The following is a 25,429-nucleotide window of genomic DNA, read 5'->3' on the forward strand; positions in this document are numbered from 1 at the left end:
CCCGAGGTCCGCCCCGAGAACCGGGTCCATGTCAGAGGTCAGGGACAGAATGGGTCCATGCCCGCACCCGACGACCCGCTCTCCCGGTTCGGACCTGCCACCCGCACGTGGTTCACCGGGGCGTTCGCGCAGCCCACCGCCGCCCAGGCCGGCGCGTGGGACGCCATCGCGCGGGACCAGCACGCGCTGGTGGTCGCGCCGACCGGGTCGGGCAAGACCCTCGCGGCGTTCCTCTGGTCGATCGACCGGATCATGTCCGCTCCCCCGCCCGAGGAGCGGGTCCGCCGCTGTCGCGTGCTGTACGTGTCGCCGCTCAAGGCCCTGGCCGCCGACGTGCAGCGCAACCTGCGCTCCCCGCTCACGGGCATCCGGCAGGCCGCCGCCCGGGACGGCATCGAGGTCCCGGACGTCACGGTCAGCATGCGCACGGGCGACACGCCCGCCAGCGAGCGCCGCTCGTTCGCCACCCGCCCGCCGGACATCCTCGTCACGACGCCGGAGTCCCTCTTCCTCATCCTCACCTCGTCGGCCCGCGCCGGGCTCGCCGGCGTGGAGACCGTGGTGCTCGACGAGATCCACGCCGTAGCGGGCACCAAGCGCGGTGCCCACCTCGCGCTCAGCCTGGAGCGGCTCGACGCCCTGCTGGACCGGCCGGCGCAGCGCATCGGCCTGTCCGCGACGGTCCGCCCGGTCGACGCCGTCGCGCGGTTCCTGGGCGGCGGCCGGGACGACAGCTCGGCGCGCGAGGTGGCGGTCGTGCAGCCGCCGTCGCACAAGGAGTGGGCCATCGACGTCGTCGTGCCCGTCCCGGACCTCGCGGACCTCGACAGCGCACCCGCGCCCGGACCGGCCGACGGCGCGGCGCCCGCAACCGGCGCCGCCGGGCCGGACGGCACCCGCTCCGGCGACGACGAGATCGACCTCTCGGGCGAGGCGACCCGCCCGCTGCGCCGGGCCTCGGTGTGGCCGCACGTCGAGGAGCGTGTGGTCGACCTCGTCGCCGACCACACGTCCACCATCGTCTTCACCAACAACCGGCGCGGCGCCGAACGGCTCACCGCCCGCATGAACGAGGTCTGGGCGCAGCGCCAGGGGCTCGACGTGGCCGACCCGGCCAGCACCTGGGCGGCGCTCGTGCCGGGCCAGTCCGGGACCGCGGCGGGTATCCCCCGGCCCACACCCGGCGAGCGCGGTCTGCCCGAGGCGGTACCCGGCCAGGGCGAGACCGTCCTCGCGCGCGCCCACCACGGGTCGATGAGCCGCGCGGAGCGCACCCGCACCGAGACGGAGCTCAAGGAGGGCCGGCTGCCCGCGGTCGTCGCCACGTCGTCCCTCGAGCTCGGCATCGACATGGGCGCGGTGGACCTGGTGGTCCAGGTCGGGGCCCCGCCGTCGGTCGCCAGCGGGCTGCAGCGCATCGGCCGCGCCGGCCACCAGGTGGGCGCGGTGTCGAAGGGCGTGGTCTTCCCGCTGTTCCGGGGCGACCTGGTGCCGGCCACCGTCATCGCGCAGCGCATGCGCGCGGGCGCCATCGAGCACATGCACGTCCCGGCCAACCCGCTCGACGTCCTGGCGCAGCAGGTGGTGGCGGCCCTCGCCGTCGACGACTGGGACGAGGCGGACCTGCTCGCGCTCGTGCGCCGCGCCGCGCCGTTCGCGCACCTCGGCGACGCCACGTGGCGTGCCGTGCTCGACATGCTCGCGGGCCGCTATCCCAGCGAGGACTTCGCGGAGCTGCGCGCCCGCATCACCTGGGATCGCGCCACCGGTATGCTCCGCGGCCGCCCCGGCGCGCTGCGGCTGGCCGCCACGAGCGGCGGCACGATCCCGGACAAGGGCGCTTACGGCGTTTTCCTCGCCACCGAGGCGCCCGCCGGCGGTGCTCCGGGCGACGTGCTCACCGACAGCGTGACCTCCGGCTCCGGCCGTACGCGCGGCGGCAAGCGGGTCGGCGAGCTGGACGAGGAGATGGTCTACGAGTCGCGGGTCGGCGACACGTTCACTCTCGGGTCGAGCACCTGGCGCATCGAGGAGATCACCACCGACCGCGTCCTGGTCACGCCGGCGCCCGGCCTGCCCGGACGCCTGCCCTTCTGGAAGGGGGACGCCCCCGGCCGGCCGGCCGAGCTGGGGCGCGCGGTCGGTGAGTTCGTCCGCGAGGCAGACGCCGCCCTGGCCGCCGACCCGGAGGCCGGGCGCAAGCACCTGCGCGACGCCGGGCTCGACGCCTGGGCCGCCGACAACCTCGCCGCCTATCTCACGGAGCAGCGGCTGGGCACGGGGCGCGTGCCCGACGACCGGACGGTGGTCGTGGAGCGGTTCCGCGACGAGCTCGGCGACTGGCGCGTGGTGATCCACTCGCCGCTCGGCGCGCGGGTGCACGCACCGTGGGCGCTGGTGATCTCCGCCCGGCTGCGCGCCCGCTTCGGCCTCGACGTGGCGGCCATGCACTCGGACGACGGCATAGTGCTGCGCCTGCCCGACTCGGGCGGCGGCTGGGACGGCGACCTCTGGGACGTGGGCCTGCGCGCCGCCCAGCACGGCGACAGTGACGGCGACGGCGAGGCACAGGCGCCGCACGCGCCCGGCCGGGTCACGCTCGAGGACCTGCTCCTGGACCCGGACGAGGTGCTGGGCGCCGTGCGCGACGAGCTGGGGTCGTCGGTGATGTTCGCCGCGCGGTTCCGCGAGGCCGCGGCCAGGGCGCTCCTGCTGCCCCGCCGCCGCCCGGACAAGCGACAGCCGCTGTGGCAGCAGCGGCAGCGGTCCGCCCAGCTCCTGGAGGTGGCGAGCCAGTTCCCCGACTTCCCGATCGTGCTGGAGGCGGCCCGCGAGTGCCTGCAGGACGACTTCGACGTGGCGGCCCTGTCCGGCCTCATGCGCGACATCGCAGGCGGCGGCGTCCGGGTCGTCGAGGTGACGACGCCGACGCCCTCGCCGTTCGCGCAGTCGCTCCTGTTCGGCTACACCGCCCAGTTCCTGTACGACGGCGACGCGCCGCTGGCCGAGCGCCGCGCGGCCGCCCTGTCGCTCGACCCGGAGCTGCTGGCCGAGCTGCTCGGCGAGCGGGGCACCGCGGACCTGGCGGACCTCCTGGACCCGGGCGCCGTCGAACAGACCGAGGCGGAGCTGGCCGGGCTCGCGCCGGACCGCCAGGCGCGTGACGCCGAGGGACTGTGGGACCTGCTCCGGCGCACGGGACCGCACCCGCTCGGAGCCCTGGAGGCCCGGACCCGCGAGGAGGCGCGCCACGCCGTCGGGCACTGGCTCGACCAGCTGGAGGCGACCCGCAGGGTCATCCGCGTCCGGTTCGCGGGCGCGGAGCAGTGGGCGGTCGCGGAGGACGCCGGCCGCCTGCGCGACGCGCTGGGCGTGGCCCTTCCGGTCGGCATCCCGGAGACGTTCACCGAGCCTGTGCCCGACCCGCTCGGCGACCTGCTGCGGCGTCACGCCCGCACGCACGGCCCGTTCGGCGCGGCGACGGTGGCGCAGCGGTTCGGGCTGGGCGTCGCGATCGTCGCACACGGCCTGGCCCGGCTGGAGGCGGACGGCGTGCTCGCCCGCGGGAGCCTGCGCCCCGGCTCGCTCGGCGGCACCGGCGACGAGTGGTGCGACCCCGGGGTGCTGCGCCTGCTGCGGCGGCGGTCCCTGGCGGTCCTGCGGGCCGAGGTGGAGCCCGTCGAGCAGGAGGCGCTCGGCGCGTTCCTGCCCCGCTGGCAGAACGTCGCCACGGGCCTGCTGCGCGGAGCCGACGGGCTGATCCAGGCCATCGAGCAGCTCGCGGGCGCTGCGGTCCCGGCGTCGGCCCTGGAGACCCTCGTGCTGCCCGCACGGGTCGTCGACTACTCCCCGGCGCTCCTCGACGAGCTGACTGTCGCCGGGGAGGTGCTGTGGTCCGGGCACTCGCGCCTGCCCGGCTCGGGTGGCGGGGACGGCCTCGTCTCGCTGCACCTGGCCGACGGCGCCCCGCTCACCCTCCCCGCGCTGGAACCGGTCGAGGAGGAGAGCCCGCTCGACTCCGACCAGCACCGCGCGGTGCTGGACCTGCTCACCGGTTCGGGAGGCTTCTTCCTGCCCCGGGTCGCCGAGCTCACCGGCGCCGATCCGGACGCCGTGCTGGAGGTGCTGTGGGACCTCGTCTGGGCCGGACAGGTCACGAACGACGGGCTGGTCGCCCTGCGTGAGCGGGTCAGCGGCGCCGGCGCGCATCGTGCGCCCCGTACGGCCGCGCGAGCCCGGCCGGTGCGGCGGTCACGGTTCGCCATCTCGCCGGGTCGCCCCTCCTCGGCCCGGGCGAGCACCTCGATCCCGGGCGGCGGCGGCCGCTGGGCGGCCCTCCCGATGCGCGAGGCCGACCCGACCCTGCGCGCGCACGCGCTGACCCAGGTGCTCCTCGAACGGCACGGCGTGCTCACGCGCTCGAGTGCGGCCGCCGAGGGCGTCGGGGCCGGTTACCGCGACGTCTACCGCGTGCTGTCGGGCCTGGAGGAGCGCGGCGCGGTGCGCCGCGGGTACTTCGTGGAGCACCTCGGCGGCTCGCAGTTCGCGCTGCCCGGCGCCGTGGACCGCCTGCGGGTGGACGCGCAGGACCGCGCACGCGTCGTGGAGGCCGAGCTGGAGGTCGCGGAGCGGACGGCGGCCGTCGCCGCCGACACCGGCGCGAGCAGCACCACCGGCGCCGTGGTGCTCGCCGCGATGGACCCCGCCAACCCGTACGGCGCGGCGCTCGCCTGGCCGGCGCGCCCGGCAGCGGACGGGTCCCCCGGCGGCGTCCCCCGCGGCAGAACGCCCGGGACCGGCGCACCCGGGCCGGACGGGGAGCCGCCGTCGGACGAGAGCGGCGAGAGCCGCGAGAGCAGACCGACCACCGCACACCGGCCGGGCCGCAAGGCCGGGGCCGTCGTGGTGCTCACCCATGGCGACCTGACGCTGTTCGTGGAACGGGGCGGGCGCACGGTGCTGTCGTTCACCCAGAACCCCGCGCGCCTGGCGACGGCGGCCGCCGCGCTGGCCCGCACCGTCCGCGAGGGACGGCTGGGGCGCCTCGTGGTCCAGCGGGTCGACGGGGTGCCCGCCCTGGAGGCCGCACGGCACCATCCGGTGGCGCGCGCGCTCGTGGAGGCGGGTTTCGCGATCACCCCGCGAGGCCTGCGGATCTCGATCCGCTGAGGACCAGGGCAGGCTCGTCCACCTCGACCGCCTTACGCCCGAGGGCCCCGGCCCCGGCCCCGGCCCCACCGCTCCCGACGCCGCCGCCGAGCGCGGACACCTCGTGCCAGGCGCTCCTCCCGGCCTGGACCGGAGCGTTCGTGCCCTCCCGGTCGATCGTGGCCGCGAGCAGGAACAGGTAGCCGATCATGATCACGAACCCGATCCGTTCGATGAGGCCGAAGGCCAGGATCCCGGAGTCGGCGAAGAAGACCAGCGACAGGTGCACCACGAGGAACACGACGACCACGACGCCCAGGGCGCGCGCCGCCGTCCGCAGCCCGTGCGGGAGCGAGGAGCGGGGGTGCCGGATCGACCGCTCCAGGCTCAGGCCCACCAGCGGGAGCACGCAGAACGCCGCCGCCGCGCTGACGCGATGCACCGTGGCGGACAGCGTGGGCGCCGTCCCCGGCGGGTCGGTCGGGAACGCGCCGACGAGCACCATCGCGATGGCGAAGACGATCATCGCGAGGGCGGGCACCGCACCGACCGCCAGGCCGGCGCGATACATCCGGACCGTGAGGATCAGCCCGAGCACGGCCAGGACCACGCCGCCCGCCAGGATCAGCTCGCCGCCGCCGGGCACGAAGGCGTACCAGCTGATCGGGTCGAGCACCGGGTCGACGGCGGACGCCCCCACCACGTGCGCGGCGACCATCGGCAGCAGAGCGGTCGCGCCGAACCAGCCGACCGTCCGCTTGCTGCGGGGGTCTGCGGAAGTGGCGGGCAGGTCGGGATGTCTCCCCAGGTCAGCGGCGGCAACGGTCATGGGACAAGCATTGTGGACCACGAGCTCGGAAACCATCGGGTCTTCCCCCTGATCGTTACTGGGGGCAACCCCTGATACACCGTGACCGACCGACCGAGGGGGCGCGGAGCTGGCCCTCACAAGCCGGGTGATATGTCGGTTTGCGCAGCCTACCGGGCCATGGCGCCCACTACGCTGAAGCCCCACGACGAGGGGAGCATTCGTGCCCGAGGGCGATGTACTGCGCCTCACCGCCGAGCGCCTCACCGCGGCGCTGCGCGGCCTGCCGCTCGTCCGTGCCGAGCTGCGCTGGCCCAGTGCCGGCGCCGCGGACCTGACCGGCGCCACCGCGCTGGAGACGAGCGCGTACGGCAAGCACCTGCTCACCCGGCTCGACGACGGCCGCACCCTGCACACGCACCTGCGCATGGAGGGGCTCTGGAAGATCCACCGCACGGGCTCCCGTGACGCCTCGGCCCGCAACCCCGCCATCCGCGCTGTGCTCGCGACGGACGCCTGGACCGCCACCGGATGGCACCTCGGGATGCTGGACCTGCTACGCACTCACGACGAGCAACGCATCCTCAGCGGGCTGGGCCCCGACATCCTCGGCGACGACTTCCCCACTACCGGCCTGCCCGACGGTGCCGCGCGTCTCGTCCGCGAGCCCGACCGGCCGCTGTGCGCCGCCCTGCTGGACCAGCGAACCGTGGCGGGCATCGGGACCATCTGGATGGCGGAGTCGCTCTTCGCGCGGCGCCTGTGGCCCTGGGCGCCCGCCAGATCGCTGTCCGAGGACGAGCGCGACGACCTGCTCCGCACCGCCCGCAGGCTCATGGAGCGCAGCGTCACCGTGGGCCGGGCGCGCGGCATGGGCGCCGTCGAGATGCATGTGCACGGCCGCGCGGGCCGGCCGTGTCACCGGTGCGGTACCCCGATCGGCGTCGGCTCGGCGAACGAGAAGCCCTACGAGCGTCCGGTGTTCTGGTGCTCGACCTGCCAGGACCCCGGCCCGAGGTAGAACAGGACCGCGAAGTAGAGCGCCTGTCCTGCTTCCGCACGGATCGCTCCGTACGGAAGCAGGACAGGCGCTCTACTTCGCGGTCCTGCAGCTCCGGTCAGCCGACCGGTGCCAGGTCTGTCGGTGCGACCTCCCGCCGCGCTGCAGTCCGGTCGCCTCCCCTGGCCAGCAGCCCGGCGACGAAGTCCGCCGGGATCGTGTCGGGGATCTGGAAGCCTTCGGCCACCGCTACGCGGTCGCTCACTTCACGCAGTACCAAGGACAGCGGCACGTCGAGCGCCTCGCAGATGGAGCCAAGAAGCTCGGACGACGCCTCCTTCTGACCTCGCTCCACCTCACTGAGGTAACCCAGCGACACGCGTGCCGCCGACGAAACCTCGCGCAGGGTGCGCCCCTGACGCTGCCGCGTGTCACGCAGCACGTCTCCGATTTCTCGCCGTAGTACGACCATCTCGCGCCCCCTCTCAGTGCCTGTCCCTGAACTGACGCCCTGCCCTGACTGGACCGGACGTGCCTTGCGTGTAGTGCGTCCTCCGTGAGCGGAGGTCGTTCTACCGTACCCCGCGCTCGAAGGGTTCTTACGCCGGCTCCGGGTGGTCGGCCTGTTCGTGATCACACCGGGACCAACGTCGTGGATATGAGCCTTGTTCCCGAAGTGCACCTGCGTCAAGTCCTGTGCAAGATTAAGCCAAGAAGTTTCACTTGTCTGTAACTTCAGGAAACACGGTAGGGGGTGTGCCGCGGTTTTCACCCGGTGCCTCGCTGACGAGGGCCAACGCCAGCTCGAGCACGCCGCGTGCCGCGTCGGCGGTCACCTGGGACCGATCGCCGTCGAGGTCCAGGCGGTGCACCTCGGACGCTACCGGGGTACTCACGGCGACGAACACCACACCCGCCTCTTGACCATCCTGAGGATCCGGCCCTGCGACGCCGGTAGTGGCGAGGCCGACGTCGGCACCCGTGGCCGTGCGCACGCCGGCCGCCATCTGGGCGGCAACGGCCTCGTCCACGGCCCCTCTCTCGGCGAGCAGGTCCGCGTCCACCCCGAGCAGCCCGGCCTTCAGGTCGGTGGCATACGCGACGACGCCGCCGCGCAGCACCCGCGACGCGCCGGGAACCGAGACCAGCGCCGCCGTGACGAGCCCGCCCGTGAGCGACTCGGCCACGCCGATGGTCCAGCCTCGTGCGGCCGCCGCCGCCAGCAGGCGTGCCGCGGTCATACGTCCGACGTCCTGGCCAGCGCGTCCCGGCGGATCTTCCAGCCCTGGTACACGTACTCGACGCCCGTGACGACCGTCAGGACGAACGCTGCCATCAGCACGACCCAGGCGATCACCGTGAACCATTCGAAGCCGTCACGCGGCAGCAGGAACATCGAGATCGCCACGGACTGCAGCACGGTCTTGAGCTTCCCGCCCCGCGACGCCGGCATCACCTCGTACTTGAGCATGCCCATGCGCATGAACGTGATGCCGAGCTCGCGCACCAGGATCACGACGGGGATCCACCACGGCACCTCGCCCAGCGGGATCCAGAGCAGGATCAGGGCGGTGCCCACGAGCAGCTTGTCCGCGATCGGGTCGAGCAGCTTGCCCAGGTCCGTGATGAGCCCGCGCGACCGGGCGAGGTAGCCGTCCACCTTGTCCGACACCGCCGCGACCACGAAGATCGCCGTGGCCACGAGCCGCCACGTGGTGTCGTCCCCGCCTTCGGCGAGAAGTGCCCAGGCGAAGAACGGAACCATGGCGATGCGAATCATCGTGACGATGTTCGCAATATTCCAGGGCGACGGAGCGTCGTTGACCATTGCTCAAGCCTAACCGTGCGGCGCCGGCGCCCGGACCGCCGTCGGGCGCCGCTCCGCGCCGCTGAAAACCGGGTGGCTGCGCCACGCGACCGCCCGTAACATCCGGACGTGACCACCGTCCGCGTCATGCGGCTCCTCGTCTCCGTAGCGCTGTGCCACGCCCTCGTCGGCACCGCCGCGGGCTGCACGTGGGGCCCCGGACCGGGCGCGGCGGCGACCCCCTCCGGTGCGGCGAGCGCCGGCCCCGCACCCACCGTCCCGGCGCCCGCGCCCTTCCCGGACCCGGAGCCGCAGGACGTCGAGTTCACCCTGCTCGCCGCGGGCGACGTCCTGCCCCACGGCCCCCTCAACGACTCGGCGACCGGAGCGAAGGGCATCGACTACTCGCCGCTGCTGGCGGGCATCGATCCCTGGGTCGCCGGCGCCGACCTGGCCCTGTGCCACCTGGAGGCGCCCGTGGCGCCGCCGGGCACGGAGCCGTCGGGCTACCCCGTGTTCGCGGGGCCCGCGGAGCTGGTCCGCGACCTGGGCGAGCAGGGCTGGGACGGCTGCTCGACGGCGTCGAACCACTCGGCGGACGCCGGGTACGACGGCGTCGCGGCGACACTCGACGCGCTCGACCGGGCCGGGATGGGCCATGCCGGGACCGCGCGCGACCGGCGCGAGTCGCACGGCGCCCAGCTCTACGAGCTGCGCCGGGCCGGCCGGACCGTGACCGTCGCCCACCTGGCGGCGGCGTATGGGCTGAACGGGTACGACCCGCCCCGCGGCGACTGGTCGGTGGACCTCATCGACAGCCGGCGGATCATCCGGCAGGCCGAGCGGGCGCGGGCCGCCGGCGCGGACCTCGTGGTGGTCAGCCTGCACGACGGCGACGAGTACGTCACCGAGCCCACGCCGCACCAGCTCGACACGACGCGGGCACTGGCCCGCTCCCGGCAGATCGACCTGGTGATCGGGCACCACGCGCACGTCCCGCAGCCGATCGAGCACCTGCGGGGCGGCCCGCGGGGCGACGGGATGTGGGTCAGCTACGGCCTGGGCAACCTCATGTCCAACCAGGGCGCGGACTGCTGCGGGACCTGGGCGACCGCCGTCGGGCTGATGCTGCTCGCCGACATCGTGCAGCCGCCGGACGAGCCCGCCCGGGTCAAGAGCGTGCACTGGGCGGCTACCACCGTCGACCTCGACGCCGGGCACCGGCTGCACAGCACCCGCGACGCGCTCGCGCACCCCGGCGACGGGCAGCTCACCGTCGCAGAGCTCCGCGAGCGCCTCCGGATCGCGCGGGACGCGGCCGGCGACGCCGCGAACGAGCAGCGCACGCCGCCCCGGCCGACGGGCGAGCCGCCCCGCGTGGTCCCCCGCAACCGCTGACCCGATCCGCGAAGTAGAGCGCCTGTCCGAGCCGCCCGGCTTCAGCCAAGTGGACTCGGACAGGCGCTCTACTTCGCGAAACCGTGGCTTTCGGATCAGCGCACGGCCTCGGCGTCGTCGTGGTAGTCCGTGGCGGCGGGCGGCAGGTGGCCGTCCGTGCCGTCGGCGTACTGGTCGTGCGCCGCGTAGGCCGCGCCGTCGTCGTCGGGCGCCGCCTGGTCGAAGACCTGGGACGGCTGCTCGCCGCGGATGAGCGCGAGCGCCGACGGCAGCTCGTCGGCCGTGACGAGCACGTCGCGCGCCTTGGAGCCCTCGGAGGGCCCGACGATCTCCCGGGACTCCAGGAGGTCCATGAGGCGCCCCGCCTTGGCGAAGCCCACGCGGAGCTTGCGCTGCAGCATGGAGGTCGAGCCGAACTGGGTGGTGACCACGAGCTCGGTCGCCTGCAGCAGCAGGTCGAGGTCGTCGCCGATGTCCTCGTCGACCTGCTTCTTGGCGGCCGCCGGCGCGGCCACGTCCTCGCGGTAGACGGGCTTGAGCTGGCTCTTGACGTGCTCGACGACCTCGTGCACCTCGGACTCGGTGACCCACGCGCCCTGGACGCGCATCGGCTTGGCCGCGCCCATGGGCAGGAACAGCGCGTCGCCCTGGCCGATGAGCTTCTCGGCGCCCGGCTGGTCGAGCACCACGCGGGAGTCCGTGACGGACGACGTCGCGAACGCCAGGCGCGACGGCACGTTGGCCTTGATGAGGCCGGTGACGACGTCGACGGACGGCCGCTGCGTGGCGAGCACGAGGTGGATGCCCGCGGCGCGGGCGAGCTGCGTGATGCGCTGGATCGAGGCCTCGACGTCGCGCGGGGCGACCATCATCAGGTCCGCGAGCTCGTCGACGACCACGAGCAGGTACGGGTACGGCGCTATCTTGCGCTCGGAGCCGGGCAGCGGCTTGACCTTTCCGGCCCGGACGGCGGTGTTGAAGTCGTCGATGTGCTTGTAGCCGAACATCGCCAGGTCGTCGTAGCGGGCGTCCATCTCGCGGACCACCCAGTCGAGGGCCTCCGCGGCCTTCTTGGGGCTGGTGATGATCGGCGTAATCAGGTGCGGGATGCCCTCGTAGATCGTGAGCTCCACGCGCTTGGGGTCCACCAGGATGAGGCGCACCTGCTCGGGCGTGGCGCGCATCAGGATCGAGGTGATCATCGAGTTGATAAAGCTCGACTTGCCGGCGCCGGTGGCGCCCGCCACGAGGATGTGCGGCATCTTGGCGAGGTTGGCGACGACGTAGCCGCCCTCGACGTCCTTGCCCACGCCCATCACCATGGCGTGCTCGGTGCGGCGCGCGGCGCCGGAGCGCAGCACGTCGCCCAGGACGACGGTCTCGCGGTCCGTGTTCGGGATCTCGATGCCGATGGCGGACTTGCCCGGGATGGGCGACAGGATGCGCACATCCGCGCTCGCCACCGCGTACGCGATGTTGTTGGACAGCGACGTGATGCGCTCGACCTTGGTCTTGGCGCCCACCTCGACCTCGTACCGGGTGACCGTCGGGCCGCGGCTGAAGCCGGTGACCTTCGCGTCGACGCCGAACTGCTCGAACACGCCGGTGAGCGACTCGACGACCCGGTCGTTGGCGGCGGACCGCGCCTTGTGCGGCGGTCCCTGCACGAGCACGTTCTCGTCCGGGAGCAGGTAGACGGTGTCGCCCTCCAGCATGGGCTGGACGCCCCGCGGCATGGGCTCGCCGCCCTCCGGGGGCCGCGGCCCGTCGGCCTTGGCCGGCTTCGCGCGCTCGCCGTCGGGCCCGAGGACGCCGGGGCCGATGGCCGGCGCGCCGGTGACCTTGCCGGCGGACTCGCTGGTCGGGATGCGCTGCGTGGTGAGCTTGCCCGCCTTCGCGGCACGCTCGGCGGCCTCCACCTCGGCGGCCTTCTCGAAGGCCTCGTCGCCGACGAACCCGGCGAGGCGCTCCTTCTCGGCGGCGATCTCCTCCTTGGTGCGGCGCTTGCGACGCTTCGTACCGCCCGCGGCGCCGTCGTGCCGCGAGACGCCCTCGGCCAGGGCCAGCTCGTCCCCGCCTCGCTCGTCGGGCTCGCGGTGGTTGCCGGTGAGGCGGTCGTACAGGCCGCGCAGGCGCGCGGGGATCCGGTGCACGGGCGTCGCGGTCACGATGAGGACGCCGAAGAACCCGGCCAGGACGTAGAGCGGGATCGCGAACCACTGCGTCAGGCCGGTGACGACCGGCGTCGCGAAGAGGAAGCCGACCACGCCGCCGGCGTCCTGCACCGCGACGAATCCCTCGGCGGGCGAGGGCAGGCCGGCGCTGATGTGCACCAGGGAGCAGGTCGCGACCACCAGGAAGCCGACGCCGATCGCCACGCGCCCGTTCTGCTGGGCGCGCTCGGGATGGCGCATGACCCGGAAGGCGAGCCACATCAGCAGCACGGGCAGTGCGACGCCAGCGATGCCGAACGTGCCCGCGACCACGGCGTGCACGCCGTCGCCGAATGCGCCGTCGATGCCCCACCACTCGCGCGCGGCGACGATCACCGCCACCGCGAGCAGCGCGAAGCCGACGCCGTCGCGCCGGTGGTCCGGTTCCAGTTCCTGCCCTCCCTGCTGTCCTGAGCCCTGTCCTGAGCTCTGCGCGCCCTCGCCGGACGCGTCCTGCACGGTCCGCGGCCCGGCGGCGCGGGTGGCGCCGCCGACGGCGTGCGCCATGCCCATCCACAGCCCCCGCAGCGCGCGGACCGGCCACGGCGGTCCGGACGGCGCAGCCTTGGGCGCCGGGCGGGTGGCCCCCCGGCGCTGGGTCGATCGTTTCGACGCTGCGGCCTTGGGCCGGGCGCTCTTCGCGCCCTGCCCGGATCCCTTCCCGGAACTTCGCCGGGCCGACGTGCGGGTCGCCATGATGTCGCCACCGTAACCGCGGACGGCGGCCCGGCCCAGGAACCCTCGCGGTGTGTCCTGGACCGGGCCACTGTCCGGTATGCCGCTCTGCGGGCTCCGGCTCAGCCCATCAGGAGCCCGACCGCCAGCGTCACGACGCCCGCGGCGAGGACCACGGCGCCGATCGGGATCAGCACGACCGCGCGGTTCGGCGTCGTCCGCCCCTCCCCCATCGCCGAGAAGAAGAACCCCGCGGGCATGAGGATCGCGGCCCAGAGCACGCCCGTGGCGGCGAGCCAGTGCGCGAACCCGGTCAGGTCCGTCGCCTCCGCCAGGAGCACGCTCAGCAAGCCGAGGATCACCAGCACGCCCGCGTGGGCGTGCCCGGCCCGGTAGAAGCTCTTCTGCAGGTCGGTGGTCGCCGGCTTCGGGCCGAACACTCCGCCGAAGACCCTGAGCAGGAAGTAGCCGCCGGACTCGATCCCGACGACGGTCAGCAGCACGATGCCCGCGGTGATGCGGGCCGGGTCAGAGAGCTCGAGCACGACGTCCTCCTGGGGGGGTCTGGCCATCAGCTGTTCTGTAACGCTGTTATCAAACAGTGTTCGCAAACGCCCGTCAAGGCTTCTAGACTCGCGGCATGGCCCGACCGCGACTGCACGACGACGCCCTGCGCGCCCGGCTCCTCGAGGTCACCTCGCGGATGATCTCGGCCGACGGCGAGGGCGCCGTCACCGTGCGGAAGGTCGCGGCCGAAGCCGGGACGAGCGCGTCGGCCGTCTACGCGCTGCTCGGCTCCCGCGAGGCGCTGGTCGAGGCGGTCGGCGAGGAGGGGTTCCGGCGGTTCGCCGGGCACCTCGCCGCCGTCGGGCGGAGCGACGACCCCGCGGTGGACCTGCGCGCCCTCGGCGTCGCCTACCGGGAGTTCGCCCTGGCGGACCCGCACTTCTACCGCGTCATGTTCTACCGCGGCGTCTCACCCGCCGACGGCGATCCCGCAGCCGCCGTCGACCGCCCCACCTTCCGGGTGCTGCACGACGCCGTCGCCCGGGTCCTCGACGGCGCGCCGGCCGGGCGCGTGCTGAGCGCCGCCGTCGGGCTGTGGGGCCTGGTGCACGGACTGGTCTCGCTCGAGCTCGCCGGGCTGCTGCCCGGCGACGAGGACGCCCGTGCGGCCGCGTTCGGTCAGGCGGCCGGAGCCGTGGCGTCCGCGCTGCTCAGCCACTGACGCTGGGCGGCGTGGATCTCCCGCACGATCTCGATCCAGCCCCACAGGGCGAGCGCCATCGCGACGAGGACGACGCCCTCCATGACGGGCGCGAGCATCGGGTCCGCGATGCCCGACACCACGAACACGACCGTGTAGAAGGAGACGGTGCTCGCCAGGGACGTGACCAGCCAGGCGCCCCACCAGAGCCCGCCCCGGTCCGCGGGGTCGCGCACCGTGGCCTCCCGGATGTCGCGGACCACCTGGTACGGGAACCACCAGGCGACCACCGGGACCATCCAGCCGAGCCAGACCCAGGCCGCCTCCCGCGCGTGTGGCGCGCCCGGGTCCACCGCCACGGCGAACCCCCGGCTGCGCCAGAGCCACCCGCACGCGACGACCCCCGCGGCGACCTGCGCCAGCGCGATCGGCATGTCGGTGAGCGACACGGCCGCGGGCTCGGGCGCTCCGGTCCCCTGGGTCGCCGACCGGAGCGCGACGACGAACGCCAGCACCTGCAGAACCATGACCACGCAGGCCAGGGCGATCACGGCGGTGGCGCCGCCGGGCACCCTGAGCGGCGGGCCCGCCGGGCCGTACGCCGGCCGGTACTCCTGCTGGGACATCGATGGCCTCCTCGGGACCGGCGAGCGGAGCTGGTACCTGCCGAGTCAATCATCCGGGCGCGGGGACCGGTCCCGGGCCGCGGCGCGCCCCGGGCGGTCCAGGGCTCAGGCCCCCGCGCGCCAGTCCTCCACCTCGGCCAGGTACACGGCCACCCGCTCCGGGGGCAGGAACGATCCCCGGAACGACGCCGCCGCGAGCGCCGCCCGCTGGTCCCGGGTGAGGCCGAAGGCCGCTGTGACGGCGTCGTCGACGTCGTCCACGTAGGCGCCGAAGTACGGCGGGTCGTCGGAGTTGATGCTCACGAGCATGCCCGCCTCGATCATGGCGGGCAGCGGGTGCTCGGCCAGGGCGGGCACGGCGCGCAGCCGCACGTTCGACACGGGGCACACCGTGAACGGGACCTGCTCGGCCGCGACGCGCGCGACGAGGTCCGGGTCCTGGACGACGGCGATGCCGTGGTCGATCCGCTCGGCGTGCAGCAGGTCGAGCGCGTCCCGGATGTTCGACGCCGGGCCCTCCTCGCCGGCGTGCGCGGTGCGGCGCAGCCCGGCCTCCTCGGCGCGCGCGAAGACATGCTCGAACAACGCAGCGGGGTAGCCGATCTCCGCGTTGTCCAGCCCCACGCCGACGATCGGCGCGCCCATCGCGAGGAGTCGCTCCAGGACGTCGAGGGCGTCCGCGCCGGACCGGTTGCGGTGGAACGCGGCGATGAGCAGGGACGAGATGCCGAAGTCGGCCTCGCTGCGCTCCAGGACGCCGGCGATGCCGCCCACGACGGCTTCCAGCGGAACGCCTCGGACGAGGTGCGCCTGCGGGTCGAAGGTGATCTCCGCGTGCCGGACGCCGGCCCGGGCAGCACGCGTCAGGTAGGCGCGGGTCAGGTCGGCGAAGTCCTCCTCGGTGTGCAGCACCGCCATGTTCGCGGTGTACAGGTCGATGAACGACTGCAGGTCCTCGAACTCGTAGGCGGCGCGCAGGCTCGCCGGGTCGGGATACGGCAGCCCGACGCCGTTGCGGGCCGCCAGCTCGAAGGCCAGGTCGGGTTCCAGCGTGCCCTCGAGGTGCACGTGCAGCTCGGCGCGGGGCGGGCGCGACGACGGCGCGAGAGTGGTCATGAGGGCAGGTTACGTCCCGTCGGCGCGCTCGTTGGTGCGCTGGCTCAGCCGAGTCCGGCGGCCTTCTCCTGCGCCCTCGTGATCTCGCGGAGCACCCGGATCCAGGGGACGAACGCGACGATCAGCGCGACCGCCGCGATGGAGCGGGCGATGATCTCCAAGTCGCCCGAGGACGAGGAGACCAGGCGCAGCCCGGCCAGCAGCCAGAAGGGCCACCACAGGCCGAGGCTGACTCGGCGTACGCCGTCGGGCACCACTGCCGCTCGAATGTCCCGGACCACCCGGTAGGGGATCCACAGGAAGACGACGGGAACCCACCAGCCGAGCCACGTCCAGGCACGGCCGTGGGCGAACCGCGCCGTCGGGTTCGCGGCTTCGGCGAACCGGCGGCTCGCCTGCAGCCAGAAGCCGGTGGCGAGGTACGCGGCCAGCCCGAAGACGATCGTCGCGGTGTCGCCGTTGGGGTCGAACCGAGCGCCGAGGCCGAGCTCGATGGCGGCCTCGGCCCGGTCGCCGGTGACGAGCAGGATCACCAGCTCGACCAGCTCGACGAAGAGCAGGCAGCACGCGGCGACGGCCGCGCCGACGGCGAGCCCGGCGGGCGGCTCGGGCAGGCGCTTGCGGGGTCGGGGGCTGCCGGGCAGACGACGGCGCGCGGGCGGGTAGGCCTCGTCCGCCGGCACGCGATGCTGCCCGGAGGCAGTCGACTGCTGGGCGGCATGCTGCCCGGTGTCGTGCCCGTTGCGCTGCCCGCTGCCCAGACCGGGGTACTGCTGGTCCGGGTACTGCTCGGCGTACGGCGACTGCGGGTGGGCGGGGCTGCCCGCCTGCTCCGGGCGGGGCTGGCCCAGCTGGGGCTGCGGGCCCCGCCCGGGATCGGACCATCCCCTGGGGGTGGCACCGTTCTGGTGGGGAAAACGCGGATCGGACATCAACGGCCTCCGGTGTGTTCCCGCCACCGTACTCACTCCTGCTATGTCCGGTACCTACCGGTGGTGGGTGAACCCGCGACCCACTTGTGGGTGAACGCGCGACGCCCCGTCGAGATCGCGTGCACGCGCGGCACTTTCGTGGGGAGTGTCAGAGTGCGCCACTATCGTTTCGCGCACCATGACGACGCAAGATACCCCGGCGCAAGCACCGCACACCTTCCAGGTCGACCTTCGCGGGTTGGTCGACCTGCTGTCCCAGCACCTGTACGCCAGCCCGCGCGTGTACGTGCGCGAGCTGCTCCAGAACGGCGTCGACGCGATCACTGCGCGGCGTGCTCTCGATGCCGGCGCGCCCGGCACCGTGCGCATCGAGGCGACCGGCTCGGCGCTGCGGGTCACGGACTCCGGCGTCGGCCTCAGCGAGGCCGAGGTGCACGAGCTGCTCGCCACGATCGGCCGCAGCTCCAAGCGCGACGAGCTCCAGGAGGCCCGCAAGGAGTTCCTCGGCCAGTTCGGCATCGGCCTGCTCGCCTGCTTCGTCGTGGCCGAGACCATCCGGGTCGTGAGCCGGTCGGCACGCACGCCCGACGCGCTGCCCGTCGAGTGGGTGGCACGCGACGACGGTTCGTACACGGTCCGCATCGTGGCGGCGTCCGAGCACCCCGAGCCTGGCACGACCGTGCACCTGACCTCCCGCCGCGGCAGCGAGCAGTGGTTCGAGGCCGACACCGTGGCCGACCTCGCCGCCGACTTCGGGGCGCTGCTGCCCTACGACGTCCGCGTGGGCGACGAGCCGATCACCGGGCGGCGACCACCGTGGGAGGCCGAGCACACGAGCCCGACGGCGCGGGCCACCGCGTTGTCCGCCTACTGCCAGGACACGTTCGGCTTCGCGCCGCTCGACTCGATCGAGCTCGACCTGCCGCTGGTCGGTATCCGCGGCGTCGCCTACGTGCTGCCCGGCGTCGTCAGCCCAGCCCAGCGCGGCGGGCACCGCGTCCACCTCAAGGGCATGCTGCTCACCGACCGCGCGGAGACCCTGCTGCCGGACTGGGCATTCTTCGTGCGGTGCGTGCTGGACACCGACTCGCTGCGCCCCACCGCCAGCCGCGAGCAGCTCTACGAGGACGAGACGCTCGCCGCCGTCCGGGACGCGCTCGGCGACCGGGTCCGGACCTGGCTCGCGCGGCTCGCGACCGCCTCGCCGGAGCGCCTGCGGCGCTTCCTCGCCGTGCACCACCTGGGCGTCAAGGCGCTCGCCCTGCACGACGACGACGTCCTGCGCACCATGCTCCCCTGGCTCCCCTTCGAGACGTCGGAGGGCGAGCTCACGCTCGACGACCTCGCCCGCCGGCACCGGACCGTGTACTTCACGCGTACCGTCGACGAGTTCCGGCAGGTCTCAGCCATCGCGGCGGCGCAGGGCATGGCCGTGGTCAACGGCGGGTACACCTACGACGCGGCGCTCGTCGAGGCGCTGCCGCTCGCCCGGCCCGGCATCGTCGTCGAGGAGCTCGACGCGTCCGTGGTGACCGCGCACCTGGACCATCTCGACCCCGCGGCCGAGCTGGCGCTCGCTCCGTTCCTCGCCACCGCCCGCGCACGGCTCGACCCGCTGGACTGCGACGTCGTCGTGCGCACGTTCCATCCGGCGGCCCTGGCCGCCGTCCACCTCGACGACCGGTCGGCTCGGCACGAGCGCGCCCGCGCCGAGGCGGAGGGCGAGGCCGACGACCTCTGGGCGGGCATCCTCGGCTCCCTGCGCGACGAGGCACCGCGGGCCCGGCTCGTGCTCAACCACCTCAACCCGCTGGTCCGGCGCATCGCCGCGCTGCCGGACGCCGAGCTGACCGGCGTCGCGGTCGAGGCCCTGTACGGGCAGTCGCTGCTCCAGGCCAGGCGGCCGCTGCGGCCCGTGGACCAGGCGCTCGTGAACCGCGCGTTCGGCGAGCTGCTGGAGTGGGCCACACCCACTCCGCCTGCAGCGCGCGACGACCGACCTGACGACACCCAGGAGACCGACCGATGACCGAGATCACCGACCTGGCGAGCCTCCAGGAAGCCATCTGGGAAAACCAGCGGCGCCCCCGCGGGACGTCGCAGGCGGTAGCCGCCGAGAAGATCCTCGACCACGCGGCGCAGATCGGGCCGCAGGCTGAGGTCAGGGCGCTGTTCCACCTGATCGGCGCCTACGAGTTCAGTGCGGACCGGCACAAGGCGCTCGTCCCGTTCGCGCGGGTCCTGCGGCTGTGGGACCAGGACCCGAGCGTCTTCGACCGGTCCAGCACGCGGTCGCTGTTCTGGGACTTCAAGTGGATGACCACCGGCATGCTCGACCTGCCCCAGGTCTCGCTGGCCGCCATCGAGAACTGGCTCATGGAGATGGACCGCCGCTACCGGCTGGCGGGCCACACCGAGCGCGCGGTGCGGATGTCCGAGTTCTACGTCGCCGACCACGTGGGGGACGCCGAGCGGGCGCAGCGGGCGTTCGACGGCTGGCTCGCCGCCGAGCGCGGCGAGATGGCCGACTGCCATGCCTGCGAGACCGCCCGGCAGGGCGAGTTCTATGCCGACGCCGGGTTCGACGCGAAGGCGGTGAACCACTGGGAGCCCGTGCTCGCCGGCCGGCAGACGTGCGCCGAGGAGCCGCACCGCGCGCTGTCCCGCTCGCTGCTCCCCCTGGTCCGGCTGGGCCGGCTCGACGAGGCCCGGGCGAACCACCTGCGCGGCTACCCCATGGTCAAGGGCTCCGAGAGCCTGATGTCGTCGGTGGCCCGGCACATCGAGTTCTGCGCGCTGACCGGGAACGAGCCGCGCGGGCTCGAGCTCCTGGCCGACACCCCCGCCTACTTCCAGGCCGACGGGGAGCCCGAGCCCCGCATGGGGTACTACGCGGTGGTCGCGCTGCTCATGGACCGGCTGGTCACGCTGGGCCGGGGCGACCTCCAGGTCACCGGCCCCACAGGCCGCGCCTGGTCCGCCGCCGGGCTGGCCGTGCACGCCCGGACGGAGGCGCTCGCCCTGGCGGCACGGTTCGACGAGCGCAACGGCACGACGGCGGTCAGCGAGCGCGTGCGGGCGCGCCTGGACGCCGAGCCGCTCCTCGACCGGCTGCCGCTCGGGCTGCGCGCGGTGCTGCCCGTCGCTGACGGCGCACCTTCGGAGGAGCCAGACGCCCCGGACGCGGACGACGAAACCGGCGAGCCCGCGATGCCCGCCGGCGTCAGCGCGTCGATCGACCAGTACAACCGCGCTCGGGACGCCGAGGACCTGGCCGGGATGCGGGCGGCGATGGCGGAGGCGATCGACCGCGCCGGCGACGCGGCTCCGCCCGGCTGGCGCGCCGTCGCGCACCTGCAGCTCTCCGAGCTCCTGGCCGCCGACGAGGACCCGTCCGGCGCCATCCATCATGCGCTCGAAGCGGTGGCCTGGGCCGATCTGGCCGACCTGGGCTCCGCGGTGGTGGCCAGGGTACGGCTGGGCGGGTTCCTCATGGCCGGCGGCCGGCTGGACGAGGCGGCTCCGGTCCTGGAGCAGGCGCTGTCCGACCTGGACCCCTCCCCGGAGGCGCACGGCGACGGCATGCTCGTGCAGGTCCGCTGGTGGCTCGGCGAGTGTGCGATGGCCCGGCAGGAGCCCGCGGAGGCGGCCAAGCACTGGCTCGCCGCCGCTCAGGTCGCGCAGCACTGGCCCGAGCAGGCCGACCACGCGATGCTCGCCAACCTCGCCGCCGAGGCCCTGGACAAGGCGGGCGAGAAGCTGTCGGCGGAGCTCGCCTACGAACGGGCGGCCGACCTGTGGGCGGAGGCCGGCGACGCCCGGCGCCAGCTCCGCGCGACCCGCGCATGGGCGTGGGCCGTCCGTGGTCGCGACGCCGCCGAGGCGAGCCGCGTCATGACCGGCGCCACCCGGGTGTGCGAGGCGGCGCTCGCCGACGCGACGGACCCGGACGAGCTCGCCGAGCTGCGGACCGAGCTGCCCGAGACGCTCGAACAGCACGCCAGGGTCATCGCTGACGAGGACCTGGAGTCCGGCCGCTTCGGCGGCCTCTACGACGGCGCCCTGGCGGAGGCCGCAGCCTTGGCGGGCCGCGCCGAGCAGCTCCTGCGGGAGTCCGACGACGTCGCGCGCTGGTGCCGCGGCGCCCTGCTCGCCGCCGAGCTGGCCGTCGAGTCGGGCGAGACGGCCCGCGGCCTGGAGCTGGTCGCGGCCGTCGAGGCGAAGGTCGACGACGACGAGGAGCTCATCGGGTTCCGCGGCCACGCCGGCTGGATCCGCGACCTGGTGACCGCCTGATCGTGGCCGCCGCCCGACCGGGAGTCCGGTCAGGCGGCGGTCCCATGGTCGAGCCGTGGCCCCGCTCAGCGGCGCGCCACGACCGGGTGCGGCACCACGCGGTACAGCCGGAGCGACGCGAGCAGCAGCCAGGCGAACCCGGCCACCACCGCGAGCCAGAGGCCGCCCATCCCGGCTGGCCCCAGGGCGGCGCCGCCGACAAATCCCACCAGGATCACGACGCCGGCGACCCGCGACCACGCAGCGCGCCCGCTCTCGCCGTGCCGCGCGAGCCACCCGCCGAACAGCAGCGCCGCCACCGCGAACGCGACGAACCCGATGCCGCCGAACGCGAAGTGCAGGATGCCGGAGATGCTCATCGTCGTGGCGCCGTCCTGCCCGGGAGGGAACCCCGGCATCGGGTCGGGCGGGAAGATCGCGCTCGCCACCATCGCCCCGCCGTAGATCCCCACCCCGATCCCGGCACCGCGTGCGCCCGCACGGACCATGCCCACGCCGGCGACGAGCACCATCACACCGCTCAGCGCCAGGTTGGTGATCTGCATCCAGCCGCCGTCGCCCAGCATGAGCGCGCTCAGAGGGTGCCGCGCGAAGTCGAAACCTTCCCGGGTGAGCGCCAGGATCAGCCCGACAACCAGGTAGAACGGCCCCGCGACCACACCCCAGCCCAGCATCGACCGCGTCACTGCGGCCCCCATGTCGAACTCGCTCTCCTGTGCCATCTCGTCCTCCGGACCTGACCGCCGACCCGCTGCCGACGTCCTAACGGCTCAGACGACGAACCCCACCACAACTGAGCGACCGTTGAGTGCTGGGTATTTGTTGGATCGAAACGTTCCGAGCCAACAAATACCCAGCACTCAACGGTCAGGCGTGGGCCAGACTGGTCACGCCTCCACGATCACAGGCACGATCATCGGCTTGCGGCGCAGGCGCGTCGCCACGTACCGCCCGACGGTGCGCCGCATGATCTGCTGCAGCTGGTGCGTGTCCGTGGCCCCGCCCGCGATCGCGTTCTCCAGCGCCGCGGTGACCTCCGGCATCACCTTGTCGAACACCGAGGCGTCCTCGGCCATGCCGCGCGCCAGCACCTGCGGCGGCGCGAGCACCTTGCCCGTGGCCGTGTCGATGACAGCGAAGACGGACACGAAGCCCTCCTCGCCCAGGATCACGCGGTCCTTGAGCTCGGCGTCGGTGATCTCGCCGACCGACGAGCCGTCGACGTACACGTACCCGCACGGCACGGCGCCGACCACGGAGGCCTTGCCGTCCACGAGGTCGACCACGACGCCGTCCTCGGCGAGCACCACGCGGTCGGCCGGCACGCCGGTCCTGACCGCGAGCGCCCCGTTGGCGACGAGGTGACGCACCTCGCCGTGCACCGGCATGACGTTCTTGGGCTTGAGGATGTTGTAGCAGTACATGAGCTCGCCAGCCGAGGCGTGCCCGGAGACGTGCACCTTGGCGTTGCCGCCGTGCACGACGCGCGCGCCGAGGCGGGTAAGCCCGTTGATGATGCGGAACACGGCGTTCTCGTTGCCCGGGATGAGCGACGACGCCAGAATCACGGTGTCGCCGAACTCGACCTGCACCTTGTGGTCGCCGTTGGCCATGCGCGACAGGGCGGCCATCGGCTCGCCCTGCGAGCCGGTGGACATGTAGACGATCCGGTCGTCGGGCAGGGAGTCGGCCTTCTTCAGGTCGATCAGCACGCCCGGCGGCACGTCGAGGTAGCCGAGGTCGGCGGCGATGCCCATGTTGCGCACCATGGAGCGGCCCACGAGGGCAACGCGCCGGCCGTGGGCGTGGGCGGCGTTGAGCACCTGCTGGACGCGGTGCACGTGCGACGAGAACGACGCGACGATGATCCGCTTGTCCGCCTGCGCGAACACGTTGTCGAGCACCGGGCCGATCTCGGCCTCCGGCGTCACGAAGCCCGGCACCTCGGCGTTGGTGGAGTCCACCATGAAGAGGTCAACGCCCTTCTCGCCGAGGCGGGCGAAGGCGCGCAGGTCGGTGATGCGGCCGTCGAGCGGCAGCTGGTCCATCTTGAAGTCACCGGTGTGCAGCACGGTGCCCGCCGCGGTGGTCACGGCCACGGCGAGCGCGTCCGGGATGGAGTGGTTGACCGCGACGAACTCGCAGTCGAAGACGCCGAGCTTCTCGCGCTGCCCTTCCTTCACCTCGAGGGTGTAGGGCTTGATGCGGTGCTCCTTGAGCTTCGCCTCGATGAACGCGAGCGTCAGGCGCGAGCCGACCAGCGGGATGTCCTTGCGGAGCCGCAGCAGGTACGGCACGGCGCCGATGTGGTCCTCGTGGCCGTGCGTCAGCACGATCGCCTCGATGTCGCCGAGGCGGTCCTTGATGTAGTCGAAGTCCGGCAGGATCAGGTCCACGCCGGGCTGGTTGTCCTCGGGGAACAACACGCCGCAGTCGATGATGAGCAGCTTTCCGGCATGCTCCAGGACCGCCATGTTGCGTCCCACCTCGCCCAGGCCGCCGAGGGCGACCACACGCAGACCGCCGGCAGGCAGTGCGGGGGGCAGGGACAGTTCGGGGTGAGGATGACTCACGTGGCCTCCAAGGCCTCGTTCCAACAGAAAAGTTTCAGTGCCCGACGGCGGAGCTCGCCTGGGCGAGCTCGCTCACCTCGGGCTGGTGTGCGGTGTCGCCGTCGCGCAGCAGGCCGGCCTCGGCCAGGACCGCGCGCAGGGCGACCACCTCGTCGTCCGACGCTGCGACGTTCGGCAGACGCAGGAACCGGTTGTCCGTGACGCCGAGGATCTCGAGCGCCGCCTTGACCATGACGGCCTGCGCGCCCGCGCCGTTCATCGCGTCGATGACGCCGGTGGTGGTGCGGAAGACCTCGATCGCTCCGGCGATGTCGCCGGCGTCGAACCGGCGGACCGTCTCCGCGAAGTGTGCGCCGACCAGGTGGGCCGACACGGACACGATACCCGCACCTCCGACGCTCAGGAACGGCAGCAGCAGGCCGTCGTCGCCGGAGTACCACGCCAGGCCCGTGCTCGCGGCGAGCTTGCCGCCGCTGTAGACGTCGCCGGTGGCGTCCTTGTTCGCGACGATCCGCGGGTGCTGAGCCAGGCGCGCGAACGTCTCCGGCGCTATGCGCACCCCGGCCCGGCCGGGGATGTCGTACAGCATCACGGGCAGGTCGGTCGCGTCCGCGACGGCCGTGAAGTGCTGGTACAGGCCCTCCTGGGTGGGCCGGGAGTAGTACGGGGAGACCACGAGCAGGCCGTCCGCGCCGGCGCCCGCGGCCTGTTCGGCCATGCGGATCGCGTGCACCGTGTCGTTCGAGCCGGCGCCCGCCACGACGGCGGCGCGGTCGCCCACGGCCTCGACGACGGCGGCGACGAGCTCTTCCTTCTCGGGCGTGTGCGTGACCGGGGACTCGCCGGTGGTGCCGGACAGGACGAGGCCGTCGTTGCCGTCGTCGACCAGCTTCTTCGCCACCTTCACCGCTGCCTTCAGGTCTATGGCGCCGTCCGGCGTCATGGGGGTGACCATCGCAGTCAGGACCGCGCCGAACGGGCGCGCGGGATCAGTGGGAAGAACCATAGGCATACCGTACCGTTTACCGCCCGATCACCGGGCTCGCGCCCCGCTGCGGGTCACCGCTCGACCAGGACGCCGTCCTCGTCCGCGTAGACCATGGCACCCGGCCGGAACACGACGCCGCCGATCTCGACCGGCTCGTCCACCACGCCGGCACCCGCCTTCGACGACTTGCGCGGGTTGGTGCCCAGCGCCTTCACGCCGAGCCGCAGCCCGCCGATCGCCACCGAGTCGCGGATGGCGCCGTGGATGATCGCGCCGGCCCAGCCGTTCTCGACGGCCGCCGCCGCGATGAGGTCGCCCATCAGCGCGCTGCGCAGCGAGCCGCCGCCGTCCACCACCAGGACCGCGCCGTCGCCCGGGGTCTGCGTCAGCTCCTTGACCAGGGCGTTGTCCTCGTGGCACCGCACGGTGCGCACCGGGCCGGAGAAGGCTCGGACCCCGCCGAAGTCGCGCAGCTGGACGGGCAGCGAGGCCAGCGCATCGCCGTGCTCGTCGTACAGGTCGGCCGTCACCGTCATGTGATTCCTCCGCGTCGTGGGTGTGCGGCAGACGCTACTCGACGTGGTCGCGGTCGCTCGGCCGCGACGTCACCCCGCCGTGGGTTGCGCGGCGATGGATACTCGA

19 protein-coding genes are annotated in these 25,429 nt (G+C 73.6%); 6 read left to right on the top strand and 13 right to left on the bottom strand.

The window, feature by feature from the left end:
• Positions 1-57: 57 nt before the first annotated feature.
• Positions 58-5,169 (top strand): DEAD/DEAH box helicase, encoded by a 5,112-nt coding sequence (locus tag ACFT2C_RS10955; RefSeq protein WP_377207080.1) that lies wholly within the window; start codon positions 58-60, stop codon positions 5,167-5,169.
• Here the strand turns inward: ACFT2C_RS10955 and ACFT2C_RS10960 are convergent.
• Positions 5,135-5,977: a DUF998 domain-containing protein gene (locus ACFT2C_RS10960; protein ID WP_377207081.1), complete on the bottom strand. Its 843-nt coding sequence runs from the start codon at positions 5,975-5,977 to the stop codon at positions 5,135-5,137. The genes ACFT2C_RS10955 and ACFT2C_RS10960 overlap by 35 nt on opposite strands.
• A gap of 202 nt (positions 5,978-6,179) precedes the next feature.
• Between ACFT2C_RS10960 and ACFT2C_RS10965 the strand changes: the two genes are divergently transcribed.
• Positions 6,180-6,977 carry a DNA-formamidopyrimidine glycosylase family protein gene (locus ACFT2C_RS10965; RefSeq protein ID WP_377207082.1) on the top strand — a complete coding sequence of 266 codons (798 nt, stop codon included), beginning with the start codon at positions 6,180-6,182 and terminating at the stop codon, positions 6,975-6,977.
• Positions 6,978-7,074: 97 nt separating this feature from the next.
• On the opposite strand, the gene ACFT2C_RS10970 is transcribed toward ACFT2C_RS10965, so the two are convergent.
• The 3 genes from ACFT2C_RS10970 to pgsA form a co-directional block, all read right to left on the bottom strand.
• Positions 7,075-7,428: a helix-turn-helix domain-containing protein gene (locus ACFT2C_RS10970; RefSeq protein WP_377207083.1), complete on the bottom strand. Its 354-nt coding sequence runs from the start codon at positions 7,426-7,428 to the stop codon at positions 7,075-7,077.
• A gap of 247 nt (positions 7,429-7,675) precedes the next feature.
• Positions 7,676-8,197 carry a CinA family protein gene (locus ACFT2C_RS10975; protein WP_377207084.1) on the bottom strand — a complete coding sequence of 174 codons (522 nt, stop codon included), beginning with the start codon at positions 8,195-8,197 and terminating at the stop codon, positions 7,676-7,678.
• Positions 8,194-8,784 carry a CDP-diacylglycerol--glycerol-3-phosphate 3-phosphatidyltransferase gene (gene pgsA / locus ACFT2C_RS10980; protein ID WP_377207085.1) on the bottom strand — a complete coding sequence of 197 codons (591 nt, stop codon included), beginning with the start codon at positions 8,782-8,784 and terminating at the stop codon, positions 8,194-8,196. Before pgsA ends, ACFT2C_RS10975 begins: the two co-directional genes overlap by 4 nt.
• Positions 8,785-8,892: 108 nt before the next feature.
• Here pgsA and ACFT2C_RS10985 point away from each other — a divergent pair, with 108 nt between their 5' ends.
• Positions 8,893-10,161, top strand: a complete 1,269-nt coding sequence (locus ACFT2C_RS10985) for a CapA family protein (protein WP_377207086.1) — start codon at positions 8,893-8,895, stop codon at positions 10,159-10,161.
• A gap of 95 nt (positions 10,162-10,256) precedes the next feature.
• Here ACFT2C_RS10985 and ACFT2C_RS10990 read toward each other — a convergent pair whose 3' ends face one another.
• Positions 10,257-13,070 carry a DNA translocase FtsK gene (locus tag ACFT2C_RS10990; protein ID WP_377207087.1) on the bottom strand — a complete coding sequence of 938 codons (2,814 nt, stop codon included), beginning with the start codon at positions 13,068-13,070 and terminating at the stop codon, positions 10,257-10,259.
• A gap of 101 nt (positions 13,071-13,171) precedes the next feature.
• Complete coding sequence (locus tag ACFT2C_RS10995) at positions 13,172-13,621, bottom strand: hypothetical protein (RefSeq protein ID WP_377207088.1); 450 nt, start codon at positions 13,619-13,621, stop codon at positions 13,172-13,174.
• A gap of 68 nt (positions 13,622-13,689) precedes the next feature.
• Here ACFT2C_RS10995 and ACFT2C_RS11000 point away from each other — a divergent pair, with 68 nt between their 5' ends.
• On the top strand, positions 13,690-14,277 hold the full coding sequence (locus ACFT2C_RS11000; RefSeq protein WP_377207089.1) for a TetR/AcrR family transcriptional regulator: 588 nt from the start codon (positions 13,690-13,692) through the stop codon (positions 14,275-14,277).
• On the opposite strand, the gene ACFT2C_RS11005 is transcribed toward ACFT2C_RS11000, so the two are convergent.
• The 3 genes from ACFT2C_RS11005 to ACFT2C_RS11015 form a co-directional block, all read right to left on the bottom strand.
• Positions 14,235-14,882 (bottom strand): DUF4328 domain-containing protein, encoded by a 648-nt coding sequence (locus ACFT2C_RS11005; RefSeq protein ID WP_377207090.1) that lies wholly within the window; start codon positions 14,880-14,882, stop codon positions 14,235-14,237. The genes ACFT2C_RS11000 and ACFT2C_RS11005 overlap by 43 nt on opposite strands.
• 105 nt (positions 14,883-14,987) lie before the next feature.
• Entirely contained in the window at positions 14,988-15,998 is a 1,011-nt protein-coding gene (gene add, locus ACFT2C_RS11010; RefSeq protein ID WP_377207091.1) for an adenosine deaminase, read from the bottom strand.
• Positions 15,999-16,042: 44 nt separating this feature from the next.
• Complete coding sequence (locus ACFT2C_RS11015; protein WP_377207092.1) at positions 16,043-16,930, bottom strand: DUF4328 domain-containing protein; 888 nt, start codon at positions 16,928-16,930, stop codon at positions 16,043-16,045.
• Between the two features lie 178 nt (positions 16,931-17,108).
• On the opposite strand from ACFT2C_RS11015, the gene ACFT2C_RS11020 reads away from it, so the two are divergent.
• Positions 17,109-18,959: an HSP90 family protein gene (locus ACFT2C_RS11020; RefSeq protein ID WP_377207093.1), complete on the top strand. Its 1,851-nt coding sequence runs from the start codon at positions 17,109-17,111 to the stop codon at positions 18,957-18,959.
• Positions 18,956-21,226 (top strand): hypothetical protein, encoded by a 2,271-nt coding sequence (locus ACFT2C_RS11025; RefSeq protein WP_377207094.1) that lies wholly within the window; start codon positions 18,956-18,958, stop codon positions 21,224-21,226. The genes ACFT2C_RS11020 and ACFT2C_RS11025 overlap by 4 nt, the downstream gene beginning before the upstream one ends.
• A gap of 65 nt (positions 21,227-21,291) precedes the next feature.
• On the opposite strand, the gene ACFT2C_RS11030 is transcribed toward ACFT2C_RS11025, so the two are convergent.
• The 4 genes from ACFT2C_RS11030 to rraA all read right to left on the bottom strand — a co-directional run bounded on the left by ACFT2C_RS11030 (position 21,292) and on the right by rraA (position 25,323).
• Positions 21,292-21,948, bottom strand: coding sequence for a DUF998 domain-containing protein (locus ACFT2C_RS11030; RefSeq protein WP_377207095.1), 657 nt, complete (start codon positions 21,946-21,948; stop codon positions 21,292-21,294).
• A gap of 165 nt (positions 21,949-22,113) precedes the next feature.
• Positions 22,114-23,799, bottom strand: coding sequence for a ribonuclease J (locus ACFT2C_RS11035; protein WP_377207096.1), 1,686 nt, complete (start codon positions 23,797-23,799; stop codon positions 22,114-22,116).
• Between the two features lie 34 nt (positions 23,800-23,833).
• The gene (dapA, locus tag ACFT2C_RS11040) at positions 23,834-24,805 is read right to left on the bottom strand and encodes a 4-hydroxy-tetrahydrodipicolinate synthase (RefSeq protein ID WP_377207097.1); all 972 of its coding nucleotides are present in this window, start codon (positions 24,803-24,805) and stop codon (positions 23,834-23,836) included.
• Positions 24,806-24,858: 53 nt separating this feature from the next.
• Positions 24,859-25,323, bottom strand: coding sequence for a ribonuclease E activity regulator RraA (gene rraA / locus ACFT2C_RS11045; protein WP_377207098.1), 465 nt, complete (start codon positions 25,321-25,323; stop codon positions 24,859-24,861).
• Positions 25,324-25,429 lie beyond the last annotated feature (106 nt).

Origin of the sequence: Promicromonospora sp. NPDC057138 (assembly GCF_042670845.1) — a bacterium.
GTDB lineage: Bacteria > Actinomycetota > Actinomycetes > Actinomycetales > Cellulomonadaceae > Promicromonospora.